The organism is Bacteroides caecigallinarum (assembly GCF_016901995.1).
Classification (GTDB): Bacteria; Bacteroidota; Bacteroidia; order Bacteroidales; family Bacteroidaceae; genus Phocaeicola; species Phocaeicola cellulolyticus.
The window spans coordinates 1-11473 of the sequence record NZ_JACJLE010000077.1 but is presented as its reverse complement, the minus strand read 5'-3'; the positions used below and the strand labels follow the sequence as shown (position 1 = coordinate 11473).

Below are 11473 nucleotides of genomic sequence, written 5' to 3'. Positions count from 1 at the left end.
TTGAATTGGTCTAATGTCATATTCTTCATTTTTGTACAATATTGGTTATGGGTACAAAAATATAAAGAATCAAGACTGAGTTCTGACGGGGTTTACTGAATGCTTACAGATGAACGAAATGTACAAATAAAACGGAAAGAAGAAAGACTGATTTACCTGAAACCAATCTTTCTTCTTTCCGTTTTTCCTATATGCATAATTTCCGATTCGCAATGATCTTTCAGCTTTTCAAAATCCAGATTTTCGCTTCCCCATAAAATAGAATCTATAGTTCTTTTCCTACAGATATTCTCAATCTGCCCTCCACTGAAATCATATCTCGATGCCAGACATTCAGCCTCATCCTCATTAAGTTCAGGTATCATCGACTTCCATATAGCACACTTCGCCTGAATATCCGGTCTTTCGAACTCAATCTTGTATAAAAACCTCCTTTCAAAAGCCTTATCCAGATTTCCCGCTATATTCGTGGTAGCAATCAGAATACCCTCCATATTCTCTATTTCTTGCAGGATGATATTCTGGATTGAGTTCTCCATCCTGTCCACGGCACGCTCAGCCCCCTCCATTCTCTTTCCAAGAATAGCGTCAGCCTCGTTGAACAACAGAATAGGAGCCACCTCCGATCTCTCCACAAGATACCTGTACTTATTGAATACATTCTTTATATTCTTCTCGCTTTCGCCCACCCAGCTACTCTTAATCTCAGAGATATTCACACGCATGATGTTTCTTCCCGTCCGTCTCGCCAGCTGATAAACCGTCTCCGTCTTTCCCGTTCCCGGAGCGCCGTAGAAAAGACATGCAAAACCACTGCGAAGCCCCTTTTCCTTCAAACGTCCGCAAATGTCAGAAAAATTGTTCTGTTCCAGCAGACCTGCCAGCTGGTTTATCGAATCAGTCACCCTTCTGTTATAGAACAGCTCCTTTGCGGGCAAAGACCTGCAGTCCATAAGTAAAGAGGAGAAATTTCCGGATGAGTTGTCCGAGCCACCGGCCTTCACTCCGAACAGAAAAGTTCTCTTCGTATCCTCAGTAAGCTTATATTCCTCCCTGTTCACCATCCCGTCCTCATTGCAGAACTCTATCAGATTCAACTTCTGAAGACAGTGCTTACCCTCCATCAGCAGATTGCAGACAGACTTGAAATGATATTTGTTACAACACATATCAGCAAGGTCCTGCTGCCTTACATTTTCCTCTCTGTTCTGAATAAACGCATCACACACAAACAAGAAGAGAGCCAGATTATTGACGTCAAGTTCCAAAGCCTTAGTCCTGCTTGCAAAATCCAGATGCAGATTGTTCTCAATCAACTCCACCACATCGTTCTGAAAGCCCTCTATACTGCATTCCTCATTCACCCGGCAATCAATATACTCGTTGAGCTTACCGAAAAACTCGCTTGTCGTCAAACTCTTAGGCACCTCATACTTATAAGCCTTATTATTCTTGAGATGCTCTATTACCACTGGAGGTACCCTGTAAGTAAGATTACCATCCCCTCTTCCCCTTGTACAGGCAATAAGATGAGATTTCACAAGCCCCTCCACATCGGCCGAGTACTTGAGCATCTTTATATACTTACAGTTCAGATAGTCCGACAAATCATTAAGTTCAATCCTTGTATCAAAACTTCTGTTCACCATCAGAGCCAGCACAACAGCCTGTATTCTGTTGATACCCAACTTGCGCGATACATATCCAATCTGTCCTTCAACCTCATTGAAGAACTCATCACTCAGATGTGAATTCTCAGCCTTATCGGCAATCACCTCTATACACTCCAAAAGATTCATACGCTTTGTGCTCATGATTATAAGTATTAATGTTATTTACTTCCTTGATTATGACACAAAGGTACAGCGGGCTTGCACATACATCATGTGCATAAGAGATAAAAAACGCAAATCAGATATCTTTCTTCGATATCTAAATTGTTTATTACATTTCTTTAGCAAGTGACATCATCAGAGGATTTATTCTGATAACGCTTATGCTCCGCTTTTTCATACGCAACAGCAAAACAGAAGAACATAAACTCTATTGTCATTAAATTGTAGAACTCCCATGAAGTCATATTTTTTATAATACCATCGTAGCCGGATGAACCACCTGTTGTTACAACCAATATGTATGCCATAAACATTACAAATACTCCTAATACAAATCTGGAAACGAGGAAAGCAGTCTTACCTTTATTTATATACCTCACATATAGCCCTATAAGTGTCTGCACTGTAATGAGGCTTAATAATATTCCAATCACCTGAAACAACGAAAGTGATTTTAAGAAAACATCCATACCGTCTATAACCTTTCCCATCACCAACAAGATGTAACAGTTGATAGTAGCGATACATCCCAAAACGATAAGGTCAGAATGGAGGAATTTGTCATTTACATATTTCATAGCGTCGCAAAATTCATTTACATTCAAAAATCTCTTTCAAAATCAGAAAGAATATAACTCCAAAGCTCATAATCATCCACCATCCCCTTATACTTCATAACAAGCGAAGTCCAATTACTCTCCAGAACAAGGAAATTATCTCCTTCAGGCTTAAAAATAAGATTTTTACCGATTATCAGAATTTTACCGTTAGAAATTTCATAATCGTAATAATCCAATCCACCTTCAGTCGCCAGCAACACAGTCTTTTCATCTATAAAACACATATACATATTACCGTCATCGCCCTTCGACTCATAAGATTTACCTCCATACTTACCCACAGGCTTTATATCCTTAAAACGCTTGTCCGGTCTGTAAACATCAGCCTTATACCTGATGCCACCATCCTTCTGAACAATAATCTTATCAAAAACTTCATACTCATTCTTTATGTTAATAATACTGTCTATCCTAGTATAAGAAGCCCCGATAATATTTTTACCTTTATACATATAAATCTCATCCTTGTCTTCAACATCCCATTTTGTAAATTTATTAATAAGCACCTTGCCTCCTTTATAAAGACGGATGACAGTAACATCACCATTCGACTTGTTGGTATAGCTATAAGCCATATCCTTCAGTTCACTCTCGCAAGCAGTTATCATAATAACACATACCACGACAAACAAAAAATTAATCAGTTTCTTCATATTAACATAGTTTTAGTTCGATGAAGCAAAGGTATGTGTGGCTTGCACCTGTTTCGTTGGCAAGCGAAAAGATAATTATCAGAATGCACTTCTTTATTCTATGCTTTCTACCTTCCGTTATTATACCAGATGTTTTCTGTTCCAAGTATATGAGCCACCGGTATGCGAACATGCCGTATGCAGCTTTTCATCCACAAGTTGCATAATTGGACTTTCTCCATCCAATTCCTCGTAATGGTGCCAAATTAATCCGGGAATCTTTTCTTTCTCAGCTTCAATATCCTTAATTTGTTCAACAGAGAAACGATTTCTTATTTCAGATTTAACTTTCATTAGCTGCTTTAGCTTTTTCGTGGCCAATCTCATCGTTCCATGGTAAAACGAATAATCCGTATTGCCAAGTTGCTTATAGAGTGAATCAACAGTCCCGTCTAACGTCACTTTTATTCCCTCAAACACAGGGAATACACCACAAACTTGTATTCCATAAAGGGTAAAACACTTCTTTATGTACGGAACGCCATTGCTTGTGGTATTGACCAGATTTTGATTTTTGGTTTTAAATTGTATCATATTTATGAGTTATAAATCATGATTACTTGTGATCAGTTTTTCCAAAGCCTCCTTTGCTTTTTTACAATCGTTTCCAGCTGCCATCTTATACCATTCTATACTACTACGTGATAACTTCCAGTACCAAGTCCACGTAAATGAAGCGATGCATAATAAAGCGGTGCATCAATCACTCCTTGTTCAGCTAGAGAACGGAACATATTAAACTTCTTTTCGAATTGACTGAATTAAATATATTCGCAACCGTCCTCCAAAAATTTTGGTATTATATTTTCTTTATTCATGGTCAATCTTGAAATCCTTAAATATAATCAAGTTTTATTTTTCTCCATTTGTTCCCAGATCTTTTTATATGAGGACTTAAACAAAAAGCTTGACAATGGATATGTTCTTATACTTCCACAACGCTTGCAGGGTTGAGGCATAGAAAAAATTGTTGCATTTAGTTCTATATCTGGTGCAGAAAATATTTTTCCACACTTAGTACATCGGAAAAGTGTAATACCTCTAATCATAATGTTTTGAATTATATAATATTCTCATAATCGGAATTATTGTATAACAAATTTTATTTCTCACTCCAAGAATGAGAACATCTAGGACAATTGAAATATATTTTACCAACCTCCTCTACCCCATTACTAGATTCATCATTAACTACATTGTCTACAACATTTCCAACTGAAATAAAAGTAGGATTTCCAGTAGTTACGGTTAACACAGCACCTGCAATCTTTCCTTTATTCTTTATAATTTTATCAACAATCTTATTTTTATAAACATTTCTCTCACACATTACCCAACGGCCGCAGTTAGGACAACGCATTATTATGTCAGTAGAAGACTCTTCTCCCGCCTTAATCATACAAGAATCCGTATCAATTTGTTCTTTTCTTACTCCTCTTAGAAGCAAACCTACGTTATCTCCCGCTTCACCTCTATCCAATAACATTCTGAACATTTCCACTCCTACTACAGTAGAAACAATGCTATTATTCAGATTCTGAATAATCACAGTATCACCAACATTAATTTCACCAGTTTCTATTCTACCGGTTACAACAACACCTCTACCTGTGATTTCAAATTTATCTTCTATAGACATGAAGAAATCTCTATCTATATCCCTATTATTTCCCATATTCAACAGTTCTAATATTAAACTATATCTTTTTAAAATCAAAATAAGCACCGCTTAGAATACTCTCATGACCAGAAATGTCTATTCCTCTTGCCAACAAGCAATTCTTAACCATATTCTTAGATGATATAGAATCAAAAGGAAGATGATTTGTTGGAATCTCTACAATAAACGGCAGAGTTCCTTTCTCTATTTTCATTCCATGACTGAGAGGAATGTTACATTTAGGAGTTAATATAAATGTTGCCATATTATAATTCTATTTTATTCCTCTATTAATACTTCTAATTGCATTTTCTGGTTCTTTAATCAACCAATCCATTGTCAATAAAGCAGCAGGATAAGTCATATCAAATTTAAGTTTTAATTCTAATAAGCTAAATCCCTCTACATGGTAATCATTTTCTTCTTCAGAAACCAACCATTTATTTAGAAGTGGCTTTAAGCTATCATCTATATCATGCAATTCAGCAGCTACCTTAGCTGATTGTTTCTCAGAATAGCCACGTTTTTGTAATATATTCGAAATATTTTCCATCATACCCTATTCTTAAAAAATTCATTCAATACATCTTCAGCAAAAGCCCTTGCGTCAGCTTCCAAAGGTTGCAATGCATAAGCTCTGAATCCATAATGCCCAACATCCTGATAACCATAACTAAATTCATTCAATTTCCAGTTGGATATCTCTCCTCCTCTTGGATGCACTTCCCTTTCATATAAATTATAGTTTTGGTAAGCATGACGTCCTTCATGAACTAAAGTATCCAATGTTTCTCTATAATCATTAAAAGAGTTAGACTTTATAATATCGCTATTTATGACTATCAGATTACTATTCTTTGAATAATATCCAAAATGTCCGTTACCCAAATCTTTAGCAACCAACTCACAAGAAGGCCTATGAGCAATCACAGATATTTGTTCTTCCAATTTTTGCAAAACATTCATCCGTTCATCAAAAGATAATTCTTTCCAATCATTAAAATCCAATCCTTCTATGGTTTTCATTTCTTCCGAAATATCTTTTATTTGAATACAATCTTGTGGAGCTTCCAAATAAATTGGCGAAATATCTTCACCTGCGCTCTCCAGCAAAGAAGCTATTTCCTTATTAAAGTCAATAGCTTTTGGAGGAACATCAGTCGATAGTTCATCAATTCTCGCAACAATAACTGTACTATCTTTTGTTTCTAACACTTCAGAAATATATGCTTTTTCAGCCTCTGTTACAGAAGTCTTTTTTTCTATACCTTCTGAAAATTCATTAGATTCCAATCCATTATAATATTCCATCATAGACTTGTCATTTAACCTTATCAACTTTCACCCAATAAGCTTCCGTATTCAGAGAACTTGAAACGATGCATTGTCCTGTAAGCAATTTTGAAATCACTTTACGCTGGTCATCATTCAATCCCATAGCTTCACCGATAGCCTTACAATCATCCTCAGCTACCAAACGATGTGTTATCTTCAAGTTCGTATTTTTAATAGCATCCGGTATCAGTCTTGTTGGAACCTGATCAACCAAAAGCATACCTTCTCCGTACGCACGAATTTCGGATAACATATTACTAAACATCATAGCCGATTTGTATTGTGGCAACTCCTGATTATCACATTTAGCCATGACTCTATGCGCTTCCTCTATAATAGTCAAATGACGACAGCTATTATCGTTAAAGTCAATTCTTTGCGTTTCAGCCAATGCTGTACAATATTCATACAAGAACTGAAGAATTAACGCCATGAAAAATGATTTATCTACATCATCACCCACATACGACAGGTTAATGATACATGGTTTTTGGAAAAGTTCATTCCAAGGTGTTGAATGAACAGTATTAAGCATTTCTCCTTTCCAACCACGTTTCAGGCTGTCAATACGAGTATGGAAACAAGCCTTCATATTTCGTTCAATCCTTTCCTCATACTGCCTGTTCGTTATTACTTTATCCACACTGACGCTCATACTATTCAACGTAGGTGGCAATGTACTTCCAAAAACAGGTTCTTGAGTAAGCCAATCTGTTGACTTATTCTGATAAACAGTATAAATCAAGTCTTCCATTAGAACAGGAAGAATGTCATACATTGGAAAAGCGGCAGCAAAGGTAGATTTCAACCTGTCTATATGACTAAGAACATTAGGTTCTTGATTTTTATCCAACCATACCAATTCAAATGGATTTAATTTTAATTGTTTGGGTACAAATCCTGTTTTATATTTCTTACAACCTGGAATATAAATATCTATAGGTGTATCAGGATGCTCATTGTTATATTGAATTGCCCAGTCCACATATTCTGTTTTAGCAGGCTCTATAACAAGGAATGGAAGTTTTCCAATTCCATTCAATATAGCCTGAACCGTATTTGTTTTACCAGTTCCATTAATTCCTGATAAAAGAGAATGTCTTGAAAGTTGACTTATAGGAATTCTAAAATTCATATTAGTAGAACTTCCACCGTAAAGCATCTTACCAATGGAAATAGAATTCTCGTTTTCAGAAATATTCTGTTCATTCAAACTAAAATTTGGGGAACTGTCAACAACACTAATACCAGGAACACTTCTCAAAGGGAAATTAATATAATAAGACAACTCTTTGGTCGTTAATAATGTACGCAAATCATTAAAATGTTTTCCTAATGGATGATCAAAATAAGATCCTCCCAAAGACTTAAACTTAATTAATGGTACATCCATACTGCCTAACGTCTGAGGTAAAACATTATCAACAACATCCTCAATATGATGTATGCGAATTGGTTCAAAAACCGACTCCTGACCACTTACAATAGATTTCAATTGCATAGATGCTCCCTGTAATTCATGTTTTGTCTCTGCCATAAGATAAACTCCTACAGACCAACATCCCAAAGCCTTTGCAGATTCATATCTTTTGGAGTGATAAAACAAATGTTCTGAGACAGCTTCAATTTGTTTATTTACTATATTGTAACTTATAGATTTACCATGAGTATGTCCTGTTGTTTCTGTTTTACCATTTGAAATTGTTTCAGAATGACTTTTACCTTTTGTGTAATTAGGAGTAAATTCTGAAAATAGATTTGCACCTGCAATCTGACTTGCTCCAGCAGCCACGGCTAATGCCGTCGTAACTGCCCCAGCAGGAGGAAACATATATGAAGCCAACATTAAGCCTGCCCCAACCATTCCCCATTTACTTTTTTGTGATGAACTTTCATTTGTCACATCACAAATTGATTTGGACTCACTCAAGGCAACACTCATACTGTCAGAATAGTTCTCTGAAAAATTAAATGATTTCAATGACTCGGCCTGCCCATTAAAATCTCTTACTTGGTACAATATACCATCAATATCGGTCTCTGCAATAGGGTCAGCAATTACCATATATGTAAAATCATTCTTTTGCATACCGGCAAGAAGCGTATCTATTGTAGCTGGATAAATTGTTTTATATTGACTTTCCATAGATGGGATACCAGTCATAGCATCTATACATTCATATTTTTTCGATATATCATTTTTAATCGACTCTAAGCTTCCTTTTACACGTTGACACTTCATTCCTGGCCATATCCCTTTTATGAAATCATTAAGACTATCAACAAAAGTGGAATCAATTTCTCCTTTCACCAATGAACGTAGTCCTAAATACATTTCATAAACACCTTTTTCTCCATGTACTAAAAAAATAAGTTGTGTTTTTGATGGAAGAAAACAGGCTGTTAAAATTTTCTGTATAGCAGTAAAACATTTTTCGGCACTATCATCTATAGGTTTACCTACCTGTGTGATTTTAATCCAATAAGGAGATGAAGGCAAGTCTTTCCTCCTTGTAGCAAGTTCCATATACATGGGACTTGAATTTGCAGTTATATCATTCAGATACTTTCGTTCAGAAGTAAATGAAAGAGACTGAGCAATTCCATTAGCTGCAAGAATCTTCGCCGTAGGCTCAAAGATTTCTTTTTCTTTCTGTGTTAACATTGTAGCCATATTACTCTATAGGTATCTTTACCTGCTGAATATTTGTTTCTATTAATTTTGTAAAATAATCCGAAAAAGATTTAGAGATTGTATTCCGGAAATCTGAATTTCTATTTAATTCAGAAATTATCTTTGATTGGATATCAAATGTGATTTTACTTTTCTTATCTAAAATTTTTTCGGCCTTATCTTTTCGCTTTGATTCATCTGAGCGAAAATATTTATAAATATAATATGGAGCGCAAAATATCCCCCAAAGGAAAACCCCAAGAGCCACCCAAAGTATATCAGCAAGCACATTAGATATAGAGTCACAGATCTTAGCAATTTCTGAAGACATATTTGACAAGCTACTATTTATAGCCTGAATATCACCAACCTCAACTCTTCCAGTTGAAGCAATCTCCCTACCTGGTGCATAGCGACTGATGATATTATTCATCTGTTTTCTAATTTCTTCTGTTGAGTTCTTAATATAAGTATGCAAAGTTTCATTAACAACAGTAGAAACACGATTTCTTTGGAAGTCTCTGAGATTATTTTCTATCATCCTTTTAAGTTCATCCTCATCTGTTGTTTTTCCGTATTTAATCCAATAAGAGCAAGCACTATCAACGTATCTCCAAGATTCATTAGTTATATTACTAGCCAATTCAAGAGTTAGATTTGACAACATTACATCATTATTAATTAACGATGGCAATTGAGATTTCAACTCAGAAACCAAAACTGAAGTTATTGCATCAGTCGTTCCAAGAAGAGCGATGCCACGTGATACGGTCAAAGAAGTATCATTTCCATCTATTTTTATTTTTTCCAAAGGAAGATTGAATTCTTCAGCAATAAGCGGACGTATAAAATTCATACGCGAAGCCCCACCTGTTAAAAAAACGCCACTGACTTTTTTACCTGGAATTTTATTTGTTCTAAAATGATTTAATGCATCTTTCAAATGTTCTATATAGTGCCCATTTTTCTCAATCAAAGTATTAAGTTCAGATAAATTTGCTATTTTAAGAGGAACATAAGTGCGTGCATATTCATCAAATGATTCTTCATCTTCATTTATTATCTTCGTAAGAGGAAAATCTCCTATAGTTTTTAAATTTTCATTTCTTCCATAGGCTGTTTCTTTAAATTTACGAGCTTGAAACTTAAGTGCATCTGTGTAAACCGGGTATTTATTTAAGAATTCAAATACTTTTTCATCTTTTAATATCATATTTTCAAATATGATATTATCTATAATAGACGCTCCTAAATCATAACCAAAATCAATAGGTTTAGCTGTATCTGAAATGTAAGTAAAATCAAGTGTACTTGAACCAAGATCAAACACAATTGCTCCTTGTGAAATTTCTTTTTGAAATTGAACACTTGGAGATTTTGCATAGAATATAGCAGCACGAGATTCAGAAGTCAATCCTCCAAGAGGTATTCCAGCTTTTATAGCCATCTGCCTGTACAACTCTTTAGTATTTTCTTCAATCCAACCAGAAGGTCTTGCTATATAAACGATATGATTAGAATCAGTTAATTCAGTTCGATATTCCCTAATTCTTGCATATATAGCCTCCATATAGTCAATCATAAGTTTTTCAGCTTCACCATCTAACGATTCAGGCTTCTGTTTAAAACAAATTCTAAGCCCTTCATTATCTGTCATATGTTCAAATGCATCATCACCAATTAAAAGACTTCCAGATACACGACAAATTGCTGAAGTTATAACTCTATTCTGAGCAGGGTCAAGATAAATATCTTCATAATTAGCCACACGCTGACCGGCACTCTTGTCCCATTCTATAGGACAAACAGCTGCTGATGTTTCACCATGTCCAAAATCTATACCAACTACATATTTATGCTTATATTTATTGGGTACAATTAGATTTGCCATATTCAAATATTTCTAATTTTTCCGTTTTCAAATTTTAAACCATAATTCTCAAGACTTTCCTCCATTACAAATATTGCTTTTTTTAATCTTTCAGGAGTATCTTCGCCACAATTACGTGAAATATCAATTACATTTGCTATCTGTTCGGTAAGTAATGAATAAGTATTTAACAATGTTGGCTTCTCACGTTGTTCGTACGTATTAATTATACGTTTAACCTGAACACGATACGTCTCTATAACATTATCAATACTTTCACAAATCCTTTCTGCAATTGAGCAAAAGACTTCTGTATCCAATGACAACTCACCAATATAATCTTTTGTTTTATTGTTTTCCTTATGATATGACAAATATATTACTAATGCACTCACAGCAATTGCACCAGCAAAAGCGAACCACGTACTAACAAGTCCTCCACTAAGGGCACCAGAATTTACCATTTTCACCCCCAATCCACTACCTGCTAAAGCACCTAATCCGGCACCACCTACAACTACGCTATCTTTAACTAAGTTTTTCTTCCTTAATTCTGATTTTTGTTCTTTTATATTATTAGCATTGCTTTGAGATGTAGAATTATAATTTTTTGTCAATTCTGAAGTTATATTTTGTTGAGATTTAATTAATTCGATTGCAGCCAACAATATAAAATCCTCCTGATCTGTTAGACTCTGACGATACATTCCATCATTTTCAAACAAATTACCTAAAAAATCAGAGACTATTGTTTGTATTTTCTGAGAATCTTTTGGTAATGTAAGAC

General features: G+C 35.1%; 11 protein-coding genes. All 11 read right to left on the bottom strand.

Going from position 1 to position 11473, the window contains the following annotated elements; genetic code table 11:
• Positions 1–152: 152 nt before the first annotated feature.
• Positions 153–1814, bottom strand: coding sequence for an ATP-binding protein (locus H6A61_RS14375; protein WP_204394562.1), 1662 nt, complete (start codon positions 1812–1814; stop codon positions 153–155).
• A gap of 140 nt (positions 1815–1954) precedes the next feature.
• Complete coding sequence (locus tag H6A61_RS14370) at positions 1955–2413, bottom strand: hypothetical protein (protein ID WP_204394561.1); 459 nt, start codon at positions 2411–2413, stop codon at positions 1955–1957.
• Positions 2414–2436: 23 nt separating this feature from the next.
• Positions 2437–3108: a hypothetical protein gene (locus tag H6A61_RS14365; RefSeq protein WP_204394559.1), complete on the bottom strand. Its 672-nt coding sequence runs from the start codon at positions 3106–3108 to the stop codon at positions 2437–2439.
• Between the two features lie 120 nt (positions 3109–3228).
• The gene (locus H6A61_RS14360) at positions 3229–3681 is read right to left on the bottom strand and encodes an HNH endonuclease (protein ID WP_204394558.1); all 453 of its coding nucleotides are present in this window, start codon (positions 3679–3681) and stop codon (positions 3229–3231) included.
• Between the two features lie 568 nt (positions 3682–4249).
• On the bottom strand, positions 4250–4822 hold the full coding sequence (locus H6A61_RS16305; protein WP_204394556.1) for an EF-Tu/IF-2/RF-3 family GTPase: 573 nt from the start codon (positions 4820–4822) through the stop codon (positions 4250–4252).
• Positions 4823–4844: 22 nt separating this feature from the next.
• Positions 4845–5072, bottom strand: a complete 228-nt coding sequence (locus H6A61_RS14350) for a hypothetical protein (protein ID WP_204394555.1) — start codon at positions 5070–5072, stop codon at positions 4845–4847.
• A 9-nt stretch (positions 5073–5081) separates the two neighbouring features.
• Positions 5082–5363, bottom strand: coding sequence for a hypothetical protein (locus H6A61_RS14345; protein WP_204394554.1), 282 nt, complete (start codon positions 5361–5363; stop codon positions 5082–5084).
• Positions 5360–6121: a DUF3920 family protein gene (locus H6A61_RS14340; RefSeq protein ID WP_204394553.1), complete on the bottom strand. Its 762-nt coding sequence runs from the start codon at positions 6119–6121 to the stop codon at positions 5360–5362. The genes H6A61_RS14345 and H6A61_RS14340 overlap by 4 nt, the downstream gene beginning before the upstream one ends.
• Before the next feature lie 7 nt (positions 6122–6128).
• Entirely contained in the window at positions 6129–8816 is a 2688-nt protein-coding gene (locus H6A61_RS14335) for an ATP-binding protein (RefSeq protein ID WP_239469241.1), read from the bottom strand.
• A gap of 1 nt (position 8817) precedes the next feature.
• Positions 8818–10707, bottom strand: a complete 1890-nt coding sequence (locus H6A61_RS14330; RefSeq protein ID WP_204394552.1) for an Hsp70 family protein — start codon at positions 10705–10707, stop codon at positions 8818–8820.
• Between the two features lie 2 nt (positions 10708–10709).
• On the bottom strand, positions 10710–11473 hold a 764-nt coding region (locus H6A61_RS14325; RefSeq protein ID WP_204394551.1), incomplete at its 5' end, for a hypothetical protein.